Below are 26,283 nucleotides of genomic sequence, written 5' to 3' on the forward strand. Positions count from 1 at the left end.
CAAAAATGACATTAAATCCTTATAACCTTATCAACAACAGACTCAAACTCTTTCATATGAGTAGCCATAAGGATAGAAATATCTGGGTAATCAGACCTGATATTTTTAAATATCTCAATAGCATTTTCAGTACTAATACCGGCAGTTGGTTCATCCACAACAAGGAGTTGAGGTCTTTTAAGCAGAGCCTGTGCAAGCAGCAGTTTTTTCCTCTGACCACCACTTAGTGTTTCACCATTTTCTCCAATCCATGTATCCAATCCATCAGGCAGAGCAATCCACCATGAAGTAAGATCCACCATATCCAAAACCTTTGCAATTTCTTCATCAGGATAACCTTCGAAATTCTCACGTAGAGTACCGGTTAGCAAATAAGCTTTCTGCGTCACATATATTACAGTAGGAACAGGAAGATTTATAAGTTCATCTTCATCATTCCAGGTTATTAACCCATTTTCTCTGTATTCGGGATAGAATAGACTATTTAAAAGAGTGCTCTTACCCCTGCCTGTTTTACCATATACAGCAACCCATTCACTATTTCTGATATCGAATGAAATTGGACCAATATGTACCGTTGTATCCGGAATAACAGCCTCTATATCTTTTAAACTTAATAATTTAAGTTGTGATTTCACCTGTATAACTTTAACAGGTATAGAACCCTCTTCAAATAAAGCTTCCATATCTTTCGCCTCTTGCTCTACCGAACTTCTCTCTGATTTACCGGCAAATAATATTTCAGAAAGTTCAGCCTGTGCCATAATACCGAAAAATATTCCAATTGCAATAGGTGCATCCAATGGTTGCTTACTTGAATGCCAAAGCAGAAAAGCGGCTATATAACTAAAGCCCAGGCCTACAATAAGCTGTAGATTAAATGAGTTAAACTGCAGCTTTTTTTCTAGCCCCTCAATTTTAAGTCTATTCTTTTCATGTGAATCAATAGCTTTATCTTCAAGTTTATACTTAGATATTTCTATCCTACCTCTGAAACTTTGAATAAGATTCTGATGATTAACTACACGGAGTGACTTCAATTTTCCACTTAAAATCCTGTTTCTCCTAAAAATGATTTGAGGAATCAGAAACAGTAAAATTGCTGAAGAGATAATAAATTCTATTGCAATCACTCTTGAAAAGAACAGAAGAAATATAAAATAAACAGCTATAGTTAATAATAGAGCTGTAAAGGGTAATATCCACAGAAGTATATGATTTAACAACTGATCAACTCCATGAGTGCTGTTTTCGAGCAATGAAGAGTTGTTATTAACCTGTTTTTTTATAAATGGCAGTCGTGCAATAGATTTGAATATGTTCAGCTGAAGACTCTGCTGAACACTTAAGGTAGTTTTATGATTCTCTAAACGTTCGAAATATCGAGTAGCTGTACGAAATAGAGATAATAGGCGTATTATTGCAGACGGAATAAGATAAGCAAAAGCTGTGTTAGCAGTTACAAATACTACACTGCATATTGCCAGGAACCATCCTGAGATTGAAGGAAGAGCAACAAAAGCGATAGTCCATAATGTCAGTAAAGTGAATCCTTTCAACCATTTGTCCTTGAAAGGCTTTATAATATGTGTAAAAACAAAATCACGCATAATTCATCTGCTCTCCCCAATTTAAGTTAATAACATTATCGGCAAACAATTCAAAACGCTGTTCGTGAGAGGCTACAATCACTAGTCGCTCCTCAGCCATTTTCACAATCTCAGATATGATCAATTCAGTTGTTAAAGAGTCAAGATTAGATGTTGGTTCATCCAAAATGGCCACCGGTTTTGGATGGAGCATCATTCTGGCGAGAGTGACAAGTTGCCGCTCACCACCCGATAACTGTACCCCATTATTAGTGAGTTCGGTATCCCATCCATTCTCTTTTTTTATTAAAATATTGTTCATAAATTCTGGGTAATTAATCCCCTTTTCTATCTCTTTTTTCAGAAATACGTTATATCTCAAAGATCCATCAAAAATAAAAGGGAACTGATTCATATATGAACTGTTTTCTTTCAACCATTGTTGTGACCAGGAATTATCCTTCCCATTCACTTCAATGATCCCTTCACTCACTTGAAGACTTCCCGTACAGATCTTCAGCAAAGTAGATTTTCCCGAACCGGAGATACCTTTCACCAGTACAAGTCCTCTTTCCGGAAATTTATGGTTGATATTATGTAAAACTTTAACTGGTGAGTCGGGATATGAGAAATTAAGATCTTCAATTATAAGACTACTACAGGGTTCATCCATGCTATCTTTAATATAAACATTTTTATTTTTAAGCATAGGCATAAGTAAATCTGCTGCTGCCAGAGCCTTATTGCGGTCGTGATACGCACTCACAAACTTTCTAATATAGAAGAAGAAGTATGGTGTAATAGTCAATAAAAACAGGGCAGTTCCGAAGTTATAACCCATTCCATAATTCGGACCATTCATTATCCCCATCAAGCTCATGCCGAGATAAATTGCAATTGCCGCAATAGCAATTGTTACAAATAATTCCAGAATAGCTGATGACAGTATAGCTACCCTCATTACATCTGTTGTAGCTTTATTAAGTTCTTCACTTTTACGTGACAGGAATTTGTACTGAGGTATAAAATTATCCAGGTTAACTGTTTCAGCAATAGTTTTTATCCTGTTATAAAAAACAGCAGAGTATTTCAGAAAAAGATCTGTGTGTTTTTTGTGAATTGATTCAGCACCTATTCCTATTACAGCCATCTGTATTGGGATTACGAATAAAGAGATCATGAGTATCATTGCAACCCATTTTTCTGTTAAGAAACAGATCACCAGTAATAATATGCTAACCAGAACTGTAGCAACTGAGTATGGGACAAAAAATGAAAAATATGGTTTTAAATCATCGCTTACTTTAGTTACATATAGTGCACTATCGGTAGAGCTTAATTTATTGTCATGTAAAAGAACCGGGAAAAGCTCCTTTTTAATATTGGCAACAATAGCATTACCGGCATTATAATTCAACCTCGACTCTATATTAGCAAACAGATATCTTCCTGCAAGAAAAGCAGATGCAATTAATAATGTATCAGGAACTATAATTCCATTGTCGAGCCAGTTAGCGGCAAATACAGACAAGTACCAGCTGAAGACTATGAAACAGCCAGCACTTAACAGTGTGAAAAAAGAGGCAGATATATAATAGCCACGAGCACCTGCCATTCTCTTACTGAGCCAACCGGAGGCACTCTCTTGTTTAATACTCATTGTCGGACTGTAATTTTTAACTTATCGGGTATAAGTGATAAGAAAATGTTTAAATACTTATTAAAGCAAAGATAATTAAATTTGAGGTTTTTAAAAGAAAGAAACAGAATACTAACGCTGCAATTACCAATTTTAAAAATGTTAGTGTGAAAAGAATCTTATATGGGTTAAAATTGTATTTTTACATTAAATAGTTATTAATCATATTGTGAGATCCTTTGAATTGATAATAAGAGTTCCAATACTTAATGGTGCATCGCTATTGGATTTTGATAGTAATTAGAAAAAAGACTACATATATTAGTATTAAAGATAAATATATGAAAACAAAAGCATTGTTTATAGCAATTTTATTCGGTATTATTACTGTTTCTCAAGCACAGAATAGAATCGGAATAATTGGTCTGGATACCTCTCATTCAGTTGCATTTACAAGATTTTTAAATGGAGATGATAAAAAGGAGGAATTTAAAGATTTTAGAATTGTAGCAGCTTACCCCTATGGTTCAAAAACTATAGAGTCCAGTTACAAACGTATCCCGGAATATATTGAACAGGTAAAGGCATTAGAGGTAGAAATAGTACCTTCTATTGCTGATCTATTAAACAAAGTTGACTTCGTTATGCTGGAAACGAATGATGGTAACTTGCATCTGGAGCAGGCTTATGAAGTGTTCAAAGCTGGGAAAACAGTATTCATAGATAAACCTGTAGGAGCCAATTTAGCTCAGGCAATAGCTATATTTGAACTGGCAAAACAGTATAATGTACCACTCTTTACTTCCTCTTCATTAAGATATATTGAGGCAGCACAAAAGCTAAGAAAAGGAGACTATGGTGAAGTAATCGGTGCTGACTGTTATTCACCTGCCACTTATGAGCCTTCTCATGCAGATCTGGCATGGTATGGCATACATGGCGTCGAAACACTATTTACTATTATGGGAGAAGGTTGTAAAGCTGTCAATAGGATGTCGTCAGAGGGAACAGATATATCAGTTGGATTATGGGAGGATGGCAGAATAGGGACAGTTAGAGGTATGCGTACAGGAAAACCTGAATATGGGGGACAAGCATTTACTGCCGAGGGTGTTTTAAATGTTGGTCCTTATATTGGTTATGAGCCTTTACTAATAAATATTTTGGAGTTTTTCAAGTCTGGAGTATCACCCGTTTCTGAAAAAGAAACTCTGGAGATCTTCACATATATTGAAGCAGCTGATGAAAGTAAAAGAAAAGAAGGAAAGATTATTTTAATGGAGGAAACCTATAAAAAAGGTGCTGAAGAGGCACATAGGTTAATTAAATGTCTTAAATAAAAAATTGGTTTTTTAAAAGTATAGCTCTAATTTAGCAATTAATACAAAATAGTACTATTATTTTCCATCAATAAATAAATTGATCTTAACCCAAAGTTGATAAAAATAAGATTATGAGAAAATCTGTTATACTTATACTTTCTATACTAATATCAGTAACATCGATATATGGCAAACAGATTAAGCTTCTGGCCATAGGCAATAGTTTTTCAGATGATGCAATAGAGCACTACCTTTATGGACTGGCGGAAGCTAATGGAGATACCATAGTAATTGGTAATATGTATATTGGAGGTTGCTCATTAGAAACACATTATAATAATTCAAAGGATAATTCAAGTAACTATTCATATAGAAAGATTGTCAATGGAGTAAAAACTGAAACTCCCGACTACAGACTGATTGATGCAATAACAGATGAGGATTGGGATTACATATCATTTCAGCAGGTAAGTTCAGAAGCTGGAATTTATGAATCATATTTTCCTTATCTCGATGAACTAAAAGAGTATGTGAAAAAAAACGCAACAAACAGTAATGTTCAGTTTGTATTGCACCTGACATGGGCTTATGAACAGTCATCTACACATTCAGGTTTTGCAAATTACAATAATTATCAATCCCAGATGCACAATGCAATAATTGACGCCTCTTTCAGAGCTGCAGAGAAAGCCGGAATAGATATTGTAATACCTGTGGGAACAGCTATCCAGAATGGCAGGTCAAGTAGTCTGGGAGATACATTTTGCAGAGATGGGTATCATTTAGAATTAACATATGGAAGATATACAGCATCCTGTACCTGGTATGAGAAGTTGTTTGGGAAATCAGTTCTCGGAAATAGTTATGTGCCAGATAAAATCACACCATACCAAGCATGGATTGCTCAGCTTGCCGCACATGCTGCAGTAGCTAAGCCAACTTCAGTAACTCCAATCTGGGTTTATGAAATCACACAATATATTACTAAATAGTCATTTCCCAACCTTTCTGATATTCACGGCCCCACATGCTTTGAGCCTCTTTATTATCAAGTATCCTGCCATTCACAGGATTGGTCATAAATGAGCTTTTAGTTCTTTGTGCAATATTTCCTAGTAAAGCTAAAGTTGAGCTTATACAACCAACATTTATATCGGCATTCAAAGCTGTTCCCTTACGAATTCCATCAAGAAAATTCAAAAAATGATAGTGGTCAAGTAGTTGTGTAGGATTGATTGTGTCACCTGCAGTGAATCCCATATCACTTGTAACGTTTTTTATCTCTTTATCATTTTTGTCATATATTTTATATGCATTTCCACCACCTAAAACCAGAGATCCCTCACTTCCATAGAAAATTGCACCAACAGAAGAGTTTTCTATCCCTCTGCCATGAGCACTCTTGCCCTCCCACGTTATCAATTTTTCATTACCGAATTCAAAATTAATAACCTGAGAATCGGGAAACTCCCAATCGTCATTATAATAGTATCTGCCACCAGACGAATTTACAGCTGTTGGAAAGGTTAATCCCATTGCCCAGCGTACAACATCAATAAAGTGAACACCGTTGTTGCCTGCCTCTCCTGTTCCCCAGTTATAAAACCAGTGCCAGTTATAGTGAAGATAGTTGTCCTTATAGTTTGAGACTCTTGGTGCAGGCCCCTGCCACAACTCCCAGTCAAGCCACTCAGGCACCTCGGTTGCTTTTCCAACACCAATTGAGGGTCGATTATTGGAATACCAGCATTTACTGAAGAAGACATCACCTATTGCACCGCTTCTAACCTCTTGAACAGCGTTAATAACGTTTGGCCACGACCTGCGTTGCATACCCGTTGCAGCAACAACTTTGTATTTTTTTACAGCTTCCATTAGAATTTCATTCTCTGCGGGGTTATGACCGGTAGGCTTCTCAAGGTAAACATGTTTTCCTGCTTTCATAGCCATTAATGCAGCCGGAGCATGCCAATGTTCAGGAGTTGCAATAAAAACAGCATCAATGTCTTTATATTCAAGTAGCTTACGAATATCCTTTTCCTGCTTTGGAGTGTTACCTCCATTTTTGAGAACAGTTAACGAGCATTTATCCATTGCACGATTATCAACATCGCAAACATAGGTTACTTCACAATTCTTTTCATTGGCAAAACCTTCTGCCAATGCATTGCCACGTGAATTGACACCAATTGCGGCCATTCTGATTTTATCATTGGCACCAATAATACTATTATAACTTTTTGCACTAAAGCCGGGTAAAACACCTCCAACAGATGCAGCAGCAGTTCCAATTGCAGCTTTTTTTATGAAATTTCTTCTGGTAGTCATTATGTTTTCAGGGTTAAGTAAATCAACTAAATGCAAATATAAACAAACAATATATTCTTATTTATGCTTTTAACAAAATAGTATCGTAAATAGATACTATAATTTTTACAGAGGAAAATTGTGCAATGAAATTTTATGTAACTAATAATATCAATGGATAGCATAGTATTATAGTTAACTCAATAATATTTGCTTAATTTGTATAATAAACCACATTACTCCATAACTTAAATACTTTGAGAAAATGACAATGAATGTTTTGTTGATTACACTGTCTTGTCTGTTGGCAGTCACTTCATGTAAAGAAGATGATAAAAAAATAGTTGTTAGGGAGCTGAAAAGCGTTACCTATCAACCTACAGAAGAGATATTCCCAAATCCTGAGAGAGGTTTTTACAAGTATTCGCTGATAGAGCCGGGTAGTGGGTCAGGAGCATTATCCTTTACACAGGTGTCAAATTACAGAAACAGCGGCATATCTCTCGTAATGCGCTATTTCTATCTGAAGAATTTCAAAGACAAGCCTCTCTCATCCGATGCGCTGAAAGAAATAGATAATGACTTTGAGACTACAAGAAGAGCAGGGATCAAAATAATTCCTCGTTTTGCTTATTCTCAGGCACAGGATGAACCAGATGCGTCGCTCGAAATAATTATACAGCACCTCGATCAACTGAAACCGATATTTGAAAAAAATAGTGATGTAATTGCCACTGTTCAGGCAGGCTTTATTGGGTCCTGGGGCGAATGGTACTATTCAACGAATGATCTTTATAATGCAAATTCCAGACGAGAAGTAATAAAAAAGCTGCTTCAGGTAGTACCAAAAAACAGAACCATTCAGGTACGCACCCCTGCATACAAACAGGAGTACTTTAATCGAAAATCTGCTCTGACTCTGGAAGAGGCATTCACAGGATCAGATATCTCAAGGGTTGGACATCATAACGATTGCTTTCTGGCTAGTTCAACCGATTATGGAACATATGAGAATCCTGTAGTGGATAAAGCTTTTCTTAACAATGAGTGTCTTTATGTACCTATAGGTGGAGAAACATGCCCACCTGATGGTGTTGACCCTGCTACTTCCACAAAGGCTCAAAATGATATGCGTTATCTAAGATGGACATACCTTAATGAAGATTATTACAAAGGTGTGAATAATACCTGGATTACAGATGGAGGAATGGATAATATAAAAAGAGAGTTGGGATATCGTTTTCAACTTTCATCGGGAGAATATACCAATAATGTTAAGCCGGGTGGGCTTTTCAAATCTCGTATATCGATTAAAAACCTGGGTTATGCTCCACTATATAATCCACGTTTAGTAGAACTTATTCTTCAGAACGTTGAATCGGGTGAGAAGTATAAGATTCAGCTTGATGTTGAACCTCGTTTCTGGCATCCGCTGGAGAATGTAATAATTGAAGAAGAGGTAGGTTTGCCTATTAATATTCCCCAGGGAGATTATAAACTATACCTTCATCTGCCGGACCCTGAACCTGCGCTTTATGGAAAACCTGCCTATTCCATACGATTGGCCAATGATAACGTTTGGGAAGCTTCCACCGGTTACAACAATCTGAATATTACAATCAATGTTTCATCAGAAAATATGAGCGAGAATTATTCCGGAGAAAAGATTTTTGAAAAAATATAATAATCATACTTTTAAACAATTATGCTAAAAAGAATTCTAAGTTTATCGATGTTGGCAAAGACTACTACATTGCTGATGTTAACATCGATGTTAATTTTTTGTACCTCAGCAAACCAGACAGACTACAACCAGATAATAGAAATTGAGGAGAATGAGTTATGGTATGGAGCAGCTGTTAATGAGGGTGAGAAAATGCCATTCGAAAAAGGTTATAAAGCCAATCTTAATGGTAATGCCTATGGGAATCAGGCTTCACCACTATTGATCTCCAATAAAGGAAGGTATATTTGGTCAGAAGCTCCTTTCGCTTTCGAATTTAGGGAAAAACATATAGTTATAAGTGAAAATAGTGAACCAATTCACCTTGAAAAAAATGGTAATACATTAAAAGAGGGCTATCTGGGAGCATCAGGCAAATATTTCCCCCCAAAAAATAAACTTCCGGAAATGCTACTTTTTACCAGTCCTCAATATAACACATGGATTGAACTCATTTATAATCAAAATCAAAAGGATATTCTTGATTATGCACATCAGATAATTGATAATGGATTCCCTCCAGGTGTACTTATGATAGATGATAACTGGGCACCATACTATGGCCGGTTCGAATTCAGAAAAGATCGCTTTCCCGATGCCAAAGCTATGGTGGACGAACTGCACAGTCTTGGATTCAAGGTTATGATCTGGATATGCCCATTTATTCGACCTGACTCTGAAGAGGCACGTTTCTTGATGAAAAACAAATGGGTACTTATGGACAATATGGGTAACATAGATTTAAGCTGGGATAAGGCAACAAAGCCGGCCATTGTTGAATGGTGGAATGGATTTAGTATGGTGATGGATTTCACTAATCCCGAAGCACTCGGATGGTTTCAAGAGCAGCTCGATTTCATGATGTTGGAGTATGGTATAGATGGATTCAAGCTCGATGCAGGAGATCCGGAGTATTATACACACAATGTTTTATCATATAAAAATGTCACTTCAAATGAGCATGCACGACTATGGGGAGAATTGGGGCTGAAATACCCTCTCAATGAATATCGAGCAATGTGGAAAATGGGTAATGAACCACTGGTTGAGCGACTTCGTGATAAGCATCATACATGGGAGGATTTACAGTTATTAATTCCACATATCACAACTGCAGGATTGCTGGGCTACTCATACTCCTGTCCTGATATGATAGGTGGAGGTGATTACAGTTCATTTATCGATGTTGACTCGGATAAGCTGGATCCTAAACTAATTGTACGATCTGCACAATGCCATGCCTTGATGCCAATGATGCAGTTCTCAGTAGCTCCATGGCGAATACTTGACGATGTTCATTTTCGTGCGGTCAAAAAAGCTGTTGAGTTGCGACAGAAATTTGTTCCTGAAATAGTCAAATTGGCCGAGGAGAGTGCAAAAACCGGCCTCCCAATAGTCTCCAATATGGAGTTTATGTTTCCTGATCAAGGATTTGGTGATTGCAAGGATCAGTTCATGTTAGGTCAGAATTTTCTTGTTGCCCCAATAATTACCACAGAAGATAGCAGAGAAGTGAGATTACCAGAGGGTAATTGGGTTGATGCCAATGGAGATATAATTGAAGGAGGACAGACTCTCTCTTTTGATGTTCCATTAGATCAATTGCTGTGGTTTAGAAAGCTTTAAGTCATTACTTTTTATTCATAAACAGAACAATCAATCACATCATTCATGTCTTAGTGAAAGAGTGGTGTGATTGTTTTTTCTGATTTTATAAATAAAAAATGCCAAAAAGGTTTGTTGTTAAAAGAATAAGTTGTACTTTTGCATCCGCATTCAGATATTTCTGATGCGTTTTTTATTGAAAGTCTCGGGGTGTAGCACAGTCCGGTTAGTGTACCTGGTTTGGGACCAGGGGGTCGCGAGTTCGAATCCCGCCACCCCGACTTGAAAATCAAGGAGTTATATCGAAAGATATAACTCCTTTTTTGTTTAACTACAACATAACTACAACATTTCAAATATTTGTGCTAAATATTTCGGATTACTTTAAATCTTTAGGCATGGTTCGACTTATGTGTGGTAAAACAACTTGTGATGTTTGAAGAAATAATTTTAAAATAAAGTTGTTTTTGTATAAATTTACAGTTTCAGTTTAAGGCTCTAATAAACCATGCTGTTAATTATTTTTAGGCAAGGTCTGTTAAATTCGAAAAATATATTTGTCAGACATAATTTATACCATCATGAAAAAAATATTTCTCTTCTCAATTACTCTATTTTCAGTTTTGATTTTTTTCTCTTGTAAAACAGAAAACTCCAAATCTAAGGCGAAAAGCATTACCAGTTCAAGTGAGATAGAAATTAGTAAAACCGAGCTGCTAAATAAAATAAAAGGTGGTTGGGCTGGTCAGGTAATAGGATGTACATATGGGGGACCAACTGAATTCAAGTGGAATGGTACAATGATTGATGACCATATTCCTATACCGTGGGATGATACAAGAATGCTTTGGTATTATGAGATTTCACCTGGTTTGTATGATGATGTATATATGGACTTGACTTTTGTTGATGTTTTCCGGAAATATGGTATTGATGCGCCTGACTCATTACACGCTATTGCATTTGCTAATGCTGAATATCCTTTGTGGCATGCAAATCAGGCAGCCCGCTATAATATATTGAATGGTATAATGCCTCCAGAATCAGGGTATTGGAAGAATAATCCCCACGCAGATGATATAGATTTTCAGATTGAGGCAGATTTTGCCGGACTTATGTCTCCGGGAATGGTAAATTCCGCAGTTGAAATATGTAACAGAATAGGCAGAATCATGAACTATGGAGATGGTCTTTATGGTGGTATGTATGTTGCTGCTATGTACTCCTTAGCTTTTGTTTATGATGATATTGAATTTATTGTAGAGGAGGCATTGAAAGTGATACCGGAGCAAAGTGATTTTTATCAATGCATCTATGATGTTATAAAATCATATAAAAGCAATCCTGATGATTGGAAATTTGCATGGTTTGAAGCTCAAAAGAGATGGACACATGACATAGGTTGCCCTGATGGAGTTTTTATGCCATTTAATATTGATGCTAAAATTAATGCTGCATATATAGTAATTGGATTATTATATGGGAAAGGTGATTATGGTGCAACAATTGATATTAGTACAAGATGTGGTTATGATTCCGACTGTAATCCAGCAAATGCTGCGGGAATTTTGGGAACAATGATTGGATATGATGCAATACCTGAATATTGGAAGTTAGGTTTAGATAAAGTGGAGGATTTGAATTTTCAGTTCATCGAAATGTCTCTTAATAAAGTCTATGAAGAGGGTATGAGTCAAGCCATTGAAATAATAAAAAGAAATGGTGGAGAAGAAACTGATAAAGATGTAATAATTAAATATCAGTCGCCTGAAACAGTTCCTCTCGAAGTGGGGTTTGAGGGGGTATATCCTATTGAGAGAGCAGGTTTAAATAAAAGATTAAGTCAGACACAAAAAGAAATAGATATCAATTTTAATGGCTCGGCATTTGTTCTGACCGGATATGCATCTTATGAAGGGAAGCAGGAGGATGCTGTTCTTGAGTTCGAGCTTTATATCGATGATGCTTTAACTGAAACAATAAAAATGCCCACACTATCTTTGATTCGCCGTCATGAGGTAGTATGGAGTTATGACCTGACCGAGGGTGAACACAAGATCACGTTAAAAGCAAAATATATACCGGATAATTATTATGTAAATGTCAGAGATTTAATTACATACTCTATTAATAAGTCTGAAGCAAATGTCTATTTTTGAATCTCCGCAAAATCTTCCAGATTCTCATCAACATACTGAGCAACAATAGCTATTTCTTCTTCCTCAATATAGAAGTATTTTTCTTCTAGCTCATCAAACTGTTCGAATTCTGTATACATAGCCATGAATTCCTCTTCAGTTGTTTCTCTCTCAAGTTCTTCACGGTGGGCATCATAAATATCCTTGGCTTTATACAGAATCTTAGATAAGCCTTTGGCTCCCATCAGTTTCAGGGATTTAGCGGTTGGATTATCAAGTACATATCCACCGTAGCCGTTTTGTATGAGTTGAACAAAACCGCCTTCGTTTATCTCTTCAGAGAAAAACCTCAGCGCAATTAGTGTGTGCTGATAGCCGTTTAGCTTGTCAATATTTTCGCTTGTAATATCACCTCCTAATTCTTCGAGGTAAGCATCTGTGAATACTTTAAGGAACTCATCCATTCCCTTTTCGGCGGCTTCAATTATTTTTGATTCTGCAATTTGTACCATAAGGCTTTGTCTTGTTTGTTGATAGAGTGAGCAAATGTAACTGTTTTTCCTCAAATCTCCTTTTTACTATCGGGTTATTATGGATAAAATCACTACATTTGTGATAAATAACCTTTTGATTGTTTTTAAACTTTTAAATGTAACTTTTATATGAAGGTAAAACCTTTCAGGGGTGTGCGTCCCCCAAAAGCATTGGTGAAGGATGTTGCATCACGTCCTTATGATGTTCTTAATTCCGATGAGGCTAGAAAAGAGGCTGAGGGGAACGAAAAATCACTGTATCATATCATTAAGCCGGAGATAGATTTTCCGGTAGGGAAAGATGAACATGATGCTGATGTTTATGAGAAGGCAGCAGAAAATTTTGCTAAGTTTATTGATAACGGATGGCTGGTTCAGGACGAAAAGGAGATGTATTATGTGTATGCTCAGACCATGAATGGCAAAACACAATACGGACTCGTGCTTGGTGCTTCTGTTGAAGATTATATGACTGGTGCTATCAAAAAACATGAGCTAACTCGTCGCGATAAGGAAGAGGATCGTATGAAGCATGTAAGAATTACTGATGCTAACGTGGAACCGGTATTCTTCTCTTATCCTGATAATGATGAGATCAATGCAATTGTTGAAAAGGTGATTTCGGGCAAGGCTGAGTATGATTTCGTCTCTGTTGATGGAGTGGGGCATCACTTCTGGCTGGTTAAGGATGATAATGATATCAAGAGGATAACTGATATATTTGAAACAATTCCGGCACTATATATTGCTGACGGTCACCACAGATCTGCTGCAGCAGCGCTTGTGGGAGCAGAGAAAGCTAAAAATAATCCGGATCACAAGGGTGATGAGGAATATAACTATTTTATGGCTGTATGTTTCCCTGATAGTCAACTTACAATTATCGATTATAATCGTGTTGTAAAAGATCTGAATGGTTTGACTCCTGACGAATTTATAAGTAAACTGGAAAGAAATTTTATAGTCGAACCAACTGGTTCTGAAATTCAAAGACCAAAAAATCTGCATAACTTCTCAATTTATCTTGATGGCAGGTCATTTAGTGTAACTGCAAAACCCGGTACATTTGATGATAATGATCCAATAGGGCAGCTGGATGTAACTATAACTTCCAATTTGATACTTGATGAAATTCTGGGTATTAAAGATTTGAGAAGCGATAAAAGAATTGACTTTGTTGGTGGAATCAGAGGATTAGGTGAATTGAAAGAGAGAGTCGACAGCGGTGAGATGGCTCTTGCATTAGCTCTTTACCCTGTCTCCATGAAACAGCTGATGGATATTGCGGATACAGGAAATATCATGCCTCCAAAGACCACCTGGTTTGAACCTAAACTACGTTCGGGTCTGGTTATACATTTACTCGAAGATTAATATACTTACAGATAATAATTATTGTCGCCGGTATAATTAATTTATTGCCGGCGACTATATTTAATACCTTAATTCTATTGTAATAAGAAACATTTATTTTAATTTTGTAGATAATAACCCTTTTTTATATCAATTTAAAAGTAGTGTATGGCACATCATGATTTAGACGAACTGGATGAGAAGATTCTCAAAATGATAGTAGATAATGCACGTATTCCATTTTTGGAGGTGGCACGTGCTTGTAATGTTTCGGGTGCAGCCATTCATCAGAGGGTTCAGAAACTTACAAATCTTGGTGTTATCAAGGGGTCTGAATATATTATTGAGGCGGAAAAGCTTGGTTTCGAGACTTGCGCTTTTATAGGTATATTTTTGACATCTCCTTCTACATTCGATTATGTTGTAAAAGAGCTTGAAAAAATCCCAGAAGTGGTAGAGTGCTACTACACTACCGGGCAATATGATTTACTGATAAAAGTTTACGCTAAGAATAATAAAGATCTGCTCCGTATCATTCACAACGAGTTACAACCTCTTGGATTGTCTAGGACAGAAACTTTAATAAGTTTTAAAGATGCATTCAGGAAGAAATTTCCAATACGCATCGTTGAGAGGAATGATTAGACAGGTATTCTAATCATACGCTGGCGAGACTAAAATAGTTGTGGATTTGCACAAGAACTGCTATTTTAGTCTCTTTTTATGTTAAGCTTAACCAAGCATTAGATATTAAAATTATACTATTTATGACAACACGTAGAAACTTCCTTAAAAAAACAGCTGCAGGATTAACTGCATTTGCTGTGAATCCAAAAAAAGCAGCTGCTGAAAGCCTTAGTCTCAATAATCTGAGTCAGAGTGCATTATATAGCTCGAAACGTCCTGCACCAGGAGAACGCAACTTCACATCTGTTGCAGTTGAACAGACGATAACAAGAGTTAAGTCTAAGATAAAAGATCAAAAACTTGCATGGATGTTCGAAAACTGTTTTCCAAACACATTGGACACAACAGTAAACTTCAGCATTTTAAATGGTAAACCTGATACTTTTGTTATTACTGGTGATATAGATGCTATGTGGCTACGCGACTCATCTGCACAGGTATGGCCATATATGCCTCTTTCTAAGCAGGATAACAGGCTAAAACAGATGATTGCCGGTGTAATTAACCGCCAGACAAAATGCATATTGATTGATCCATATGCCAATGCATTTAATAATGAGCCTAAACCTGATAACGAATGGATGAGCGATATGACTGATATGAATCCTATGTTACATGAACGAAAATGGGAAATTGATTCACTTGCTTATCCTATCAGACTTGCTTATAATTACTGGAAAACTACAGGTGATACTTCCGTTTTTGATGCTGACTGGACTAAAGCAATGAATCTGGTTGTAAAGACTTTCAGGGAGCAGCAGAGAAAAGATGGTAACGGACCGTATAAATTTCAAAGAAAAACAGAGAGACAGCTGGATACATTGAACAATGATGGGTGGGGTAATCCCGTTAATCCGGTTGGTTTGATTGTATCTTCTTTCAGACCTTCTGATGATGCAACTACTTTCCAGTTTCTTGTACCTTCTAATCTTTTTGCAGTTACGTCTCTTAGACAGGTTGCCGAGATAGCCCAAAAGGTTACTAATGATACAGAACTTGCTGCTAAATGTACCGAATTGGCTGATGAAGTTGAAGAAGCAATCAGGAAATATGCAATAGTTGAGCATCCAAAATATGGTAAAGTATATGCTTTTGAAGTGGATGGTTTCGGAAATGCTTATTTTATGGATGATGCTAATGTGCCGAGTTTGCTGGCTATGCCCTATCTTGATACAATAGATGTTAATGATCCAATCTATCAGAATACCAGAAAACTTGTATTGAGTGAAGATAATCCTTATTTCTTCAGAGGGACTGCAGGTGAAGGTATTGGCGGACCTCATATTGGTTATGACATGATCTGGCCAATGAGTATTATTATGAGAGCAAAAACAAGTAACAGTGATGAGGAGATAAAGCACTGCCTGAGAATGTTGCGAGATACAGATGCAAATACAGGATTTATGCATGAGTCATTCCATAAAGATGATCCTGCTAAATTTACAAGAAGTTGGTTTGCCTGGGTTAATACACTATTTGGAGAACTAATAGTGAATCTTGAATCCAAAAACAGGATGGATCTGGTAAATAGCTTATGATAATAACCGATAAATACTTAATAATAAATTAATAAAACATGAAGAAAATTATTTTTGTTTTTACTATAGTGTTATTCACTATTGTTTCAACAGGTAAATTAAAAGCAGGATCTTTTAGTGATCCTGTTGATTATGTAAACATTCTCATGGGGACACAATCTGAGTTTGCTTTATCTAACGGAAATACATATCCTGCAGTTGCAAGACCATGGGGAATGAATTTCTGGACACCACAGACTAGAAAAATTGGTGATGGATGGCAGTATGTTTATACTGATAATAAACTTAATGGTTTTAAACAGACTCATCAGCCAAGTCCATGGATGAACGATTATGGTCAGTTTTCAATTTTTCCAATGGTCGATAAGGTAGAGTTTGATCAGGAAAAGAGAGCGAGCTGGTATTCACACAAGGCTGAAATAGCAAAACCATATTATTACAGTGCTTACCTTGCTGACTATGATATTACCACAGAAGTTACTCCAACTGAACGTGCTGCTATTTTCAGGTTTACATTTCCTGAATCAGATAGTGCATTTGTTCTGGTTGATGCATTTAACAGAGGATCTTCTGTAGAGATTATACCTTCTAAAAATGCAATCATTGGTTACACAACTCGCAATAGTGGTGGTGTACCTCAGAATTTCAAGAATTACTTTGTAGTTGTATTCGATAAACCTTTCGAATATACATTGACAGTAAGTGACAGCATTCTGCAACAAGGTGTTAACAAAGCAGAGGCGGCTCATACAGGAGCATTTATTGGTTTTTCAACTGGTAGAGGTGAAAAGGTGATAGCAAAAGTTGCTTCTTCTTTTATAAGCTATGATCAGGCTTGGCTGAACCTTAAAGAGGTTGACGGCAAGGATTTTGACACTGTAAAACAAGAGGGACGTGATTCATGGAATGATGTTCTTGGAAGAATTGAAATAGAGGGTGGAAATCTGGACCAACAGCGCACATTCTATTCAACATTATATAGATCAACACTTTTCCCACGTAAGTTTTATGAAATCGACGCTAAGGGTAATGTAGTTCATTATAGTCCATATAACGGAGAAGTACTTCCAGGATTTATGTATACAGACACTGGTTTCTGGGATACGTTCCGTGCTCTCTTCCCATTGCTTAATCTTGTGTATCCGTCAGTAAATCAGGAAATACAGGAAGGTCTTGTTAATACTTACAAAGAGAGTGGATTCCTGCCTGAGTGGGCTAGTCCCGGACACAGAGGAATTATGATAGGTAATAATTCAGCATCAGTGGTAGCGGATGCTTACCTAAAGGGATTGCGTGGTTATGATATCGAAACACTTTATGAAGGTATGATTCATGGTACCGAGAATGTTCATCCAAGAGTTTCTTCTACAGGAAGACGTGGTCATGAGTATTATAATACATTGGGATATGTGCCTTATGATGTGAAAATTAATGAGAATGCTGCAAGAACTTTGGAATATGCGTATGCAGACTGGACAATTTACAGACTTGCAAAAGAGCTTAAAAGACCGCAAAGTGAAATTGATTTATATGCTAAGCGTAGTCAGAATTACAGAAATCTGTATTCTCCAGAACATAAATTGATGCGAGGAAAGAATAAGGATGGCAGTTTCCAATCACCTTTCAGTCCTACTAAATGGGGAGATGCTTTTACAGAAGGTAACAGCTGGCACTATACTTGGTCGGTTTTCCACGATGTTCAAGGTTTAATAGACCTGATGGGTGGAAACAAAGAGTTTGTAAAGATGTTAGACTCGGTATTCATTATGCCTCCAATTTTTGATGATAGCTATTATAGAGGTGTTATTCATGAGATTCGTGAAATGCAGATAATGAATATGGGTCAGTATGCACATGGTAATCAGCCAATTCAGCATATGATATATCTATATAACTATGCAGCTGAACCATGGAAAGCCCAATACTGGCTGCGTGAGGTGATGGATAAACTATATGCACCTACTCCTGATGGTTACTGTGGTGATGAAGATAACGGTCAGACTTCAGCCTGGTACGTATTCTCATCTATGGGATTTTATCCTGTTTGTCCCGGTAGTGATGAATATGTGATTGGTTCGCCATTGTTTGAGAAGATGACGATAAATCTTGAGAACGGAAAGAAGGTAGTAATAAATGCTCCGGGTAACAAGCATGAAACAAGGTTTGTAAAGAATATCAAGCTGGATGGTAAGGATTACTCTAAGAACTACTTTAACCATTCTTATCTAATGAATGGTGCAACTATTGACTTTACAATGTCAGAAGAGCCTAACAAGACAAGAGGTATTGAAAAGTCTGATGCTCCTTATTCTTTTTCAAATGAAAACAAATAGTAATATCAGGAAGTAAGTACAAAAAAAGACCGGCTCAAATGAGTCGGTCTTTTTTTGATAGTTGCGGAGGCAGGATTCGAACCCACGACCTTTGGGTTATGAGCCCAACGAGCTACCACTGCTCCACTCCGCGATAATGTTTGTTCCCTAATGGGAGTGCAAAGATAGAAAAAGATTTCATAAAAACAAAATCTAAGCGAATCTTTTTTATTTATCCTTGAAGTTCCACTGGAAAACACTACATTTGATACAAAATTAAAAAAGGATGTCTGATAGTTTAGTAATTATTCCAACTTACAACGAGAAAGAAAATATCGAGAGTATAATACGAACGGTATTTAATCTTGAAAAGCAGTTTCATATACTGGTTATTGATGATGGATCACCTGATGGTACGGCGAATATTGTACATCGACTTATATCAGATGAGTTCTCAGACAAACTATTTATAGAAGAGAGAAAAGGGAAAATGGGACTGGGTACTGCTTACATTCACGGATTCAAATGGGCATTGGCACGTTCTTATGAATATATATTTGAGATGGATGCTGATTTTTCTCATGATCCGAATGATCTTCCCAGATTATACTCAGCATGTCATGACGAAGGATATGATGTTTCTGTTGGATCGCGTTACTCAACAGGTGTGAATGTTGTTAACTGGCCAATGGGGAGGGTTCTTATGTCCTATTTCGCATCTAAATATGTGAGGATTATCACTGGTCTGAAAGTTCATGATACAACAGCCGGGTTTGTTTGTTACAGGAGAAAAGTTCTCGAAACAATAGATCTTGATAATATCAAATTCAAGGGCTATGCATTTCAGATTGAGATGAAATATTCAGCTTCTTACCTTGGTTTTAAAGTTAAAGAGGTATCGGTGATATTTGTAAACAGACGATTGGGAACGTCAAAAATGAATACTAGTATTTTCGGGGAGGCTTTTTTTGGAGTTATTATTTTACGCTGGCGTAGTTTTACTGGAAAAATAAAACCAAAAGTCAAATTAGTAAGTGGTGAGTGATGATACTGATAAATAAAGCTACAATAATAAATGAGGGCAGTTCTTTTATTGGCTCTGTATTAATTGAAGGGGAGAAAATTTCTGAAATTTTCAGAGATGATGTACCAGAAGGTATATTTAATTCATGTAATAAAGTTATTGATGCACGTGGGTTGTATCTTATGCCGGGTGTTATTGATGATCAGGTTCATTTCAGGGATCCGGGACTTACCCACAAGGGTGATTTCTACACTGAAAGCAGGGCTGGTGTTGCAGGTGGAGTAACCTCATATATGGAGATGCCTAATACAAAACCGCAGACTATAACTAATGATGATCTTTTTAGAAAATTAGAAATGGCAGCAGAGAAATCTGCTTCTAATTTTTCGTTTTATCTTGGTGCGACCAACGACAATATTTCTGAACTAAAAAAAATTGATAAAAAGTATGTGTGCGGGGTAAAGGTATTTATGGGTGCTTCTACAGGCAACATGCTGGTAAATAATGAGAGAGCACTGCAGCAAATATTTGCTGAGGTGGACTCTCTTATTGCTACTCATTGTGAGAAAGAGGAGATTATTCGAGATAACGTAGATATTTATAAAAAGAAATTTGGTGAGAATATTCCTATTAAGTATCACCCTATAATAAGAAGTGCGGAAGCTTGCTATCAATCCTCTGCACAGGCAATTGAACTTGCTGATAAATATGGTTCCAGACTTCATGTTTTACACTTGTCAACTGCCCTTGAGATGAGTTTGTTGAGTAATTCACCTTTGGAGGACAAAAAAATTACAGGTGAGGTTTGTGTTCATCATCTCTGGTTTACAGACAAGGATTATGAAAGACTTGGAACAAAAATAAAATGGAATCCGGCTGTAAAGTCGGTCGAAGACAGAAACGCAATTCGCGAAGCATTGATTACTGGAAAACTTGATGTGGTCGCTACAGATCATGCTCCTCATTTATTAAGTGAGAAAGAGGGAGGATGTTTGCAGGCTGCATCGGGAGGACCATTGGTTCAGCATTCTTTGCAGGTTATGTTGGAGCTTGCTCACGAAGGGTTATTCACTAAGGAGTTTATAGTGGAAAAGATGTGTCATGCACCTGCTAAACTTTTTGGTGTGAAGGGTCGCGGTTTTATTCGTAAAGGTTATTATGCAGATCTTGTTCTTATTGACCCTTCTGAGACATATACTGTAACTGATAAAAATATCTTATATAAATGTGGATGGTCACCGTTTGAAGGTGAGACATTCCATAATTCAATTAATAAAACATTTATAAACGGTCAGATTGCTTTTGAAGATGGTGTAGTTTCTGAAAAACTATTCGGTAAAGCACTCGAGTTTGAAAATTATTAAAACCTTTTCAAGTGAAATTTTTGTTTACTGTTCAGGGTGAGGGCAGAGGGCATTATACACAGGCCTTATCGCTTTCAGCTATTCTCAGAAAGCATGGGCATGAAGTTGCAGCTGTACTGGTAGGTACAAGTGAATCCAGGCAGATACCTTCATTTTTCAAAGAAAAGATTCAGGCACCAGTGTATGAATATAGTAGTCCTAATTTTACATCATTCTATAAAGATAAGAAGCCAAATATTTTTTTGAGTGTGCTGAACAACTTTTCCCGTCCCTTTATATACAGGAAGAGTTTACAATTGGTAAGGGATAAAATTGAGGAGATTAGACCTGATGTTGTGATTAACTTTTATGAGATGATCACAGGGATGGTTTATCAAATTTATAAGCCTGATAGAAAGCTGGGAATCCCTATGATATGTCTGGCACACCAGTATATATTGTTGAATAATAATTATAAAACATCCAGAGAGCAGGATGTGAAATATTATCTGCTTAGAATGCTCTCGAGAATTACTTCACGCAGAGCATCAAAAATACTGGCACTCTCATTTCGTGATATTCCCTGCTCAGGGAAAGTGAAAACAGTACCACCACTTCTACGCTCTGAAGTTTTTAGTATTAAACCTTCTGAAGGTGATTACATACATGGTTATATGTTAAATACCGGATTTTATGATGAGGTATTTAACTGGCATATTAAAAATCCGGATATACCTTTGAGATTTTTCTGGGATAAAAAAGATGCTGAAGAAGTGACAAAGATTGATGAGAATTTTATTCTTTACACTCTGAATGATAATAACTTCTTACAAAGTATGGCGGGCAGTAAAGCGTATGCTACTACCTCCGGCTTTGAATCTGTGTGTGAGGCACTTTATTTCAGAAAACCAATATTGATGATTCCTGTGCATGTTGAACAGGAGTTTAATGCTTATGATGCGGGACTCTCAGGTGCAGGTGTGACTGGCAAAAAGTTTAATCTTGATGAGCTGATTAACTTTATACCTAAATATTCACCCGATGAGAAATTCCGCAATTGGGTACATAAAGCAGAAGAGATCTACATTAAAGAAATAACAGGTGAACAGTTATAACCCTACCGAGTCCCTGTAAAAATCCAGAGCTTCAAAAAACAACTCTTTATCTGCAGTTTGATCAATCTGAACAGTGCCGATATCTGAGAGAAGTGTGAAATTGATTATACCACCTTGATTTTTCTTGTCGTGACCGGTTATTTCATACAACTGTTCATAGTTGTCGCATGTGATATCAAAAGCACCGTAGTTCTGTTGTATGAATCGTACTGTCTCCTGAAGTTTATCTTTTGGAAAGCCACATAATCTGTGTGAGAGATATAGCTCAACTATGATACCCCAAGCTACTGCATAACCGTGGAGAATTGGGCTGCTTTTTGAAATGGCAAAACTTTCGAATGCATGTGCAGTTGTATGTCCCAGGTTTAAAGCTTTTCTTATGTTTTTCTCGAATGGATCCTTTTCAACAATCTCTCTTTTTATTCCAACAGATCGGAATACAAGTTCGTTCAGTCTTGAGTAATCGATATCGTTGAGAGGGAATGATAGGATCTCTTGCAAGTCAGATTCAGAGTGTATAAGAGCATGTTTAATCATTTCAGCATAGCCTGAAAGGATGCCTTTGTGACCAAGTGAGTGAAAAAAATCGGTAGATATAATTACATAATCGGCAGGGTAAAAAGAGCCTATCTCATTTTTATATCCTCCGAAATTAATACCTGTTTTTCCTCCAACAGCCGCATCTATAGCTCCAAGCAACGTTGTTGGTATATTTATATATTTTATACCTCTTTTGAAAGTTGCCGCAGCAAATCCTCCAAGATCGGTAACCATACCCCCTCCCAGGTTTATAAGCAGTGAGTGGCGGGTGGCACCCTTTTCGGTGAGAACTCTCCATACTTTACACAAATTCTCAACAGTTTTATTGGTGTCATCTGCCGGAATTGAGATGTTGACTGCTTCTTGAATGATTCTACTTTTTTCGATAAGAGGGTAACAGTTGATTACTGTATTTTGATCAGTCAGAAGGTAAAGTTTGTCATAATTGATACTTCTTACCGCTTTCTCTATATCCTCTATTATATTGTCACTTTTTATTATTTGCTGCATTACTTAGATATTTCACTATTTTTTTTATTATCAAGTGCTTGATAAAGCTCTTCCTGAATTCTTTCCCTGATTTCGAGCGAAGATAGTCTGTCAGGAGACCTGGCTGGATTCACTCTGTTAGATAGAAATATATATATCATATTGTTTGTTGGATCTACCCAAAAGCAGGTGCCAGTAAAACCTGTATGACCATATACTTCAATTGGGGTGCCGGGACTGGTTGGATTTGCTTTTGAGTTCCTGGGGTCCGGCTTATCAAAACCCATTCCCCTTCTGCTGATACTGCTCTTTGCAGTAGTGAACAGTTCAACTGTCTCCTTGCTTAAAAAGCGTTCACCACCATATTCACCTTTGTTTAACCACATTTGATAAAGCTTAGCCAGATCATTGGCATTTGAAAATAGTCCCGCATTACCTGATATGCCACCAAAAAGTGCTGCACCCTCGTCATGCACATAACCCCTTAGATGTTGTTTACGGAAAAAAGGATCATTTTCAGTTGGCGCAATTATGTCGGCAGACATATATTTCAGAGGTTGGAAAGTAGTAGAAACTGAGCCAAGTTTGTCATAAAAATTGTTTTGAACAAAATTGTTGAGGTCTACGCCTGAAATATTTTCAACAGTCTCTTTTAGCAGCATAAAATTAAGACAACTGTAGCGGTACTGACCAACTCTCTGCAGTGGTGTGTCAATAACTTCTTTAAGAAGTGCAGAATGCATTTTGTCGCTTGCATACATGTTTTCTGCAACAGGCATATAAAATTCATCTGATGCTTTAGAAGAGATCATATCAGGATAGAACTTGTAGTCGGTGCGTCCCCATGCTCCTGCATAATGGGCATGAAAAGTATTGGAACGTGATCCGAAAAGAGAACCTGTATAACTGTTTTTATCTATTGCGGTTACGTAATAGGGGATGAATGATACAATTCCTGTTTCATGTAAAAGTAAAGATCTAATTCGAATATTTTCTTTATTAGAACCCTTGGTCTCTTTGACGAATTTTCCCAGGTTATCTTGAAGTGCTAACTTTTTCTCATCATAAAGCTTCATTACAGCAGGGAGTGTAGCTGATGCTTTTGTTACTGAAGCTAGGTCATAGACTGTTTCGCTTGTAACATCAGGACTCTCTCCGTAACTCAGCTTACCAAACTCCCTTTCGTAGATTATTACACCATCTTTTGCTACTAATATCTGACATCCCGGATATGCTCTCTGGCGTATACCCTCCAGTGCAATATTTTCTATATTGTCAAATAATTCTGATTTGAGTCCAACCTCCTCAGGTAAAGAGTAACTCAGTCGTATCTTTTCTGTATCTATACCTGTACCCTCCTTGAAATTTCCGGATGAAACAGGCAGCTTCCCTGTCATTCTTATACCTCCGAATATTCCCTGGGCAACACTCATCTGAGCGAACTCAGAATTATCATAGGCAACAATTACTGCGTTAGCTTTATCTGTTGCAGAACTAAATTTACTCAGATTGTAAGGTGAGGTGAAAAGAACAAAAATAATCTGTTTGCTGCTTGTAGGTATTTGAAGTGATGCTATATCACTGATCTTGTCTGAATGAATTGAAATTATTATCAGGTTATGTTTATTTAGGTCAATTATCTTGGTTGCATCTGCAGGTGACTGTACCTGATAAGAGGTAACTTCACCATATTTTTTAAGGTACTTTTGGAAAGTGTTTGATGCTGGTGCACCTATTGTAACTGATGCTATATTTCTTTTATGCAGTTCTGTAATTGGAACTAAGTTATTGTTGTTTTTTAAGAGCGTGACAGCTCCATCATAAATTTTTCTTTGCGTCCACTCAGCCTGGGATGAATTTACAGCATTTCTGACATGAGATGTGTTTATTGGTGTAAACTTATGTGCACCGGCGATGAATTTGTAAGTGAGAATCTTACGTACTTTTTCTTCAAGCATCGAAGTAGGGATTCTGCCTTCTTCAACCGCTTTCTTTACCGATTCAAACTCGTTTTTCTGATTTATGACTCCAAGTATGATATCATTCCCGGCAAGAATAGCCTTTACGCTTGCTTCATTTTGAGTAGATACCCCTTTCATTGCCATCCCGTCTGTAAATGTTAAACCAGTGTATCCCATCTCTTCTTTAAGAAGTTTGATGCCTACCTCAGGTGACAGGCTTGCCGGAAGGCCCTTGGTATTCAGTGCGGGTACGTCGAGGTGCCCTGTCATTATTCCTGATAAGCCTGCATTGATATACTTACGGAAAGGGTATAATTCAAACTGTTCTATTCTTGCTTTGTTATGTGTTATTACAGGCAAAGTTTTATGTGAGTCCTCTGATGTATCACCATGACCAGGGAAATGTTTTGCGACTGATATAACGCCATTGCTCTCCAATCCCATTGCATAGGCTATTCCTTTTCTTGAAACGTTATCAGGATTCTCTCCAAATGATCTGTTGCCAATAATCGGATTGGCAGGGTTACTGTGCACATCAATTACCGGAGCAAAATTTATGTGAATTCCCATCTCTTTACATTGACGGGCAACTTCAGACCCATATAGCTCAACTATTTTTTCATCCTGAATTGCACCAATTATCATATTCCTTGGAAATGAAGGAGCATCCTGTATTCGCATTGATAACCCCCACTCACCATCAAGAGAGATGAATAATGGAACTTTACTAAGCTCTTGTGCATAATTAGTTATACTTGCCTGCTGAGAGAGTGTTCCTTTTGAAAATAATAATCCGCCAACTTTCTGATTTTGAATATATCCTGCAATCCTTGGCTTCCAGTCGTTTCGAGACTCAACAATTGGCATAAAAAGCTGACCAATTTTTTCGTCAAGTGACATAGTAGAATATACTGAGTCTACCCAGTGGTCAACTGCTTTCTGATCTGATTGCTTGTAAAGGTTAGTTGTTACTTGTGCCGAAGTGATAAAAGTACACAAGCTTATTATAAAAAGTAGTGCTGTTCTTTTAGTCATAAATCTATTGGGCTTTTTCAAAATATAACT

The 26,283-nt window shown here is 37.0% G+C and carries 18 protein-coding genes and 2 tRNA genes; 13 read left to right on the forward strand and 7 right to left on the reverse strand.

All coding sequences use genetic code 11. The annotated features are described in order from the left end of the window. Window positions 1-11: 11 nt before the first annotated feature. Both BN1354_RS00845 and BN1354_RS00850 read right to left on the reverse strand, forming a co-directional pair. Window positions 12-1,610 (reverse strand): ATP-binding cassette domain-containing protein, encoded by a 1,599-nt coding sequence (locus BN1354_RS00845; RefSeq protein ID WP_053825956.1) that lies wholly within the window; start codon window positions 1,608-1,610, stop codon window positions 12-14. Further along, the gene (locus BN1354_RS00850) at window positions 1,603-3,249 is read right to left on the reverse strand and encodes an ATP-binding cassette domain-containing protein (RefSeq protein ID WP_053825957.1); all 1,647 of its coding nucleotides are present in this window, start codon (window positions 3,247-3,249) and stop codon (window positions 1,603-1,605) included. The genes BN1354_RS00845 and BN1354_RS00850 overlap by 8 nt, the downstream gene beginning before the upstream one ends. A gap of 320 nt (window positions 3,250-3,569) precedes the next feature. Here BN1354_RS00850 and BN1354_RS00855 point away from each other — a divergent pair, with 320 nt between their 5' ends. Continuing rightward, the gene (locus BN1354_RS00855) at window positions 3,570-4,568 is read left to right on the forward strand and encodes a Gfo/Idh/MocA family protein (RefSeq protein WP_053826379.1); all 999 of its coding nucleotides are present in this window, start codon (window positions 3,570-3,572) and stop codon (window positions 4,566-4,568) included. 113 nt (window positions 4,569-4,681) lie between these two features. Further along, on the forward strand, window positions 4,682-5,542 hold the full coding sequence (locus BN1354_RS00860; RefSeq protein ID WP_045090161.1) for a DUF4886 domain-containing protein: 861 nt from the start codon (window positions 4,682-4,684) through the stop codon (window positions 5,540-5,542). Here the strand turns inward: BN1354_RS00860 and BN1354_RS00865 are convergent. Further along, entirely contained in the window at window positions 5,535-6,878 is a 1,344-nt protein-coding gene (locus BN1354_RS00865; protein WP_045090160.1) for a Gfo/Idh/MocA family oxidoreductase, read from the reverse strand. The genes BN1354_RS00860 and BN1354_RS00865 overlap by 8 nt on opposite strands. 244 nt (window positions 6,879-7,122) lie before the next feature. Here BN1354_RS00865 and BN1354_RS00870 point away from each other — a divergent pair, with 244 nt between their 5' ends. The 4 genes from BN1354_RS00870 (at window position 7,123) to BN1354_RS00885 (ending at window position 12,344) form a co-directional block, all read left to right on the forward strand. Next, window positions 7,123-8,541 carry a DUF4832 domain-containing protein gene (locus tag BN1354_RS00870; protein WP_053825958.1) on the forward strand — a complete coding sequence of 473 codons (1,419 nt, stop codon included), beginning with the start codon at window positions 7,123-7,125 and terminating at the stop codon, window positions 8,539-8,541. Window positions 8,542-8,562: 21 nt separating this feature from the next. Continuing rightward, window positions 8,563-10,206: a glycoside hydrolase family 31 protein gene (locus tag BN1354_RS00875; RefSeq protein WP_231623057.1), complete on the forward strand. Its 1,644-nt coding sequence runs from the start codon at window positions 8,563-8,565 to the stop codon at window positions 10,204-10,206. 185 nt (window positions 10,207-10,391) lie between these two features. Next, window positions 10,392-10,466, forward strand: a tRNA-Pro gene (locus BN1354_RS00880). Between the two features lie 300 nt (window positions 10,467-10,766). Next, complete coding sequence (locus tag BN1354_RS00885; protein WP_053825960.1) at window positions 10,767-12,344, forward strand: ADP-ribosylglycohydrolase family protein; 1,578 nt, start codon at window positions 10,767-10,769, stop codon at window positions 12,342-12,344. Here BN1354_RS00885 and BN1354_RS00890 read toward each other — a convergent pair. After that, on the reverse strand, window positions 12,335-12,835 hold the full coding sequence (locus tag BN1354_RS00890; RefSeq protein WP_053825961.1) for a DMP19 family protein: 501 nt from the start codon (window positions 12,833-12,835) through the stop codon (window positions 12,335-12,337). The two genes, BN1354_RS00885 and BN1354_RS00890, sit on opposite strands and share 10 nt — an antisense overlap. A gap of 150 nt (window positions 12,836-12,985) precedes the next feature. Here BN1354_RS00890 and BN1354_RS00895 point away from each other — a divergent pair, with 150 nt between their 5' ends. From BN1354_RS00895 to BN1354_RS00910, 4 genes are all read left to right on the forward strand, one after another. Further along, window positions 12,986-14,230, forward strand: a complete 1,245-nt coding sequence (locus BN1354_RS00895) for a DUF1015 domain-containing protein (protein WP_053825962.1) — start codon at window positions 12,986-12,988, stop codon at window positions 14,228-14,230. Between the two features lie 147 nt (window positions 14,231-14,377). Further along, a complete protein-coding gene (locus tag BN1354_RS00900) occupies window positions 14,378-14,854 on the forward strand; it encodes an Lrp/AsnC ligand binding domain-containing protein (protein WP_045090155.1) in 477 nt (158 codons plus the stop codon). A gap of 122 nt (window positions 14,855-14,976) precedes the next feature. Further along, window positions 14,977-16,434, forward strand: coding sequence for a glycoside hydrolase family 125 protein (locus tag BN1354_RS00905; RefSeq protein ID WP_045090154.1), 1,458 nt, complete (start codon window positions 14,977-14,979; stop codon window positions 16,432-16,434). 38 nt (window positions 16,435-16,472) lie between these two features. Next, window positions 16,473-18,767 carry a GH92 family glycosyl hydrolase gene (locus BN1354_RS00910; RefSeq protein ID WP_045090153.1) on the forward strand — a complete coding sequence of 765 codons (2,295 nt, stop codon included), beginning with the start codon at window positions 16,473-16,475 and terminating at the stop codon, window positions 18,765-18,767. Between the two features lie 61 nt (window positions 18,768-18,828). Here the strand turns inward: BN1354_RS00910 and BN1354_RS00915 are convergent. After that, a tRNA-Met gene (locus tag BN1354_RS00915) sits at window positions 18,829-18,900 on the reverse strand. 132 nt (window positions 18,901-19,032) lie between these two features. Between BN1354_RS00915 and BN1354_RS00920 the strand changes: the two genes are divergently transcribed. The 3 genes from BN1354_RS00920 to BN1354_RS00930 are packed head-to-tail and all read left to right on the forward strand — an operon-like array spanning window position 19,033 to window position 22,228. Next, complete coding sequence (locus tag BN1354_RS00920; protein WP_053825963.1) at window positions 19,033-19,791, forward strand: polyprenol monophosphomannose synthase; 759 nt, start codon at window positions 19,033-19,035, stop codon at window positions 19,789-19,791. Further along, entirely contained in the window at window positions 19,791-21,134 is a 1,344-nt protein-coding gene (locus BN1354_RS00925) for a dihydroorotase (protein WP_053825964.1), read from the forward strand. Before BN1354_RS00920 ends, BN1354_RS00925 begins: the two co-directional genes overlap by 1 nt. A gap of 11 nt (window positions 21,135-21,145) precedes the next feature. After that, on the forward strand, window positions 21,146-22,228 hold the full coding sequence (locus tag BN1354_RS00930) for a glycosyltransferase family protein (RefSeq protein ID WP_045090150.1): 1,083 nt from the start codon (window positions 21,146-21,148) through the stop codon (window positions 22,226-22,228). Here BN1354_RS00930 and aroB read toward each other — a convergent pair. Together aroB and BN1354_RS00940 are read right to left on the reverse strand one after the other, a co-directional pair. Next, window positions 22,223-23,278 (reverse strand): 3-dehydroquinate synthase, encoded by a 1,056-nt coding sequence (gene aroB / locus BN1354_RS00935; protein ID WP_053825965.1) that lies wholly within the window; start codon window positions 23,276-23,278, stop codon window positions 22,223-22,225. The two genes, BN1354_RS00930 and aroB, sit on opposite strands and share 6 nt — an antisense overlap. After that, entirely contained in the window at window positions 23,278-26,253 is a 2,976-nt protein-coding gene (locus BN1354_RS00940; protein ID WP_053825966.1) for a serine hydrolase domain-containing protein, read from the reverse strand. The genes aroB and BN1354_RS00940 overlap by 1 nt, the downstream gene beginning before the upstream one ends. Window positions 26,254-26,283 lie beyond the last annotated feature (30 nt).

The sequence above is a fragment of the Lascolabacillus massiliensis genome, from assembly GCF_001282625.1.
GTDB classification, from domain to species: domain Bacteria; phylum Bacteroidota; class Bacteroidia; order Bacteroidales; family Dysgonomonadaceae; genus Proteiniphilum; species Proteiniphilum massiliensis.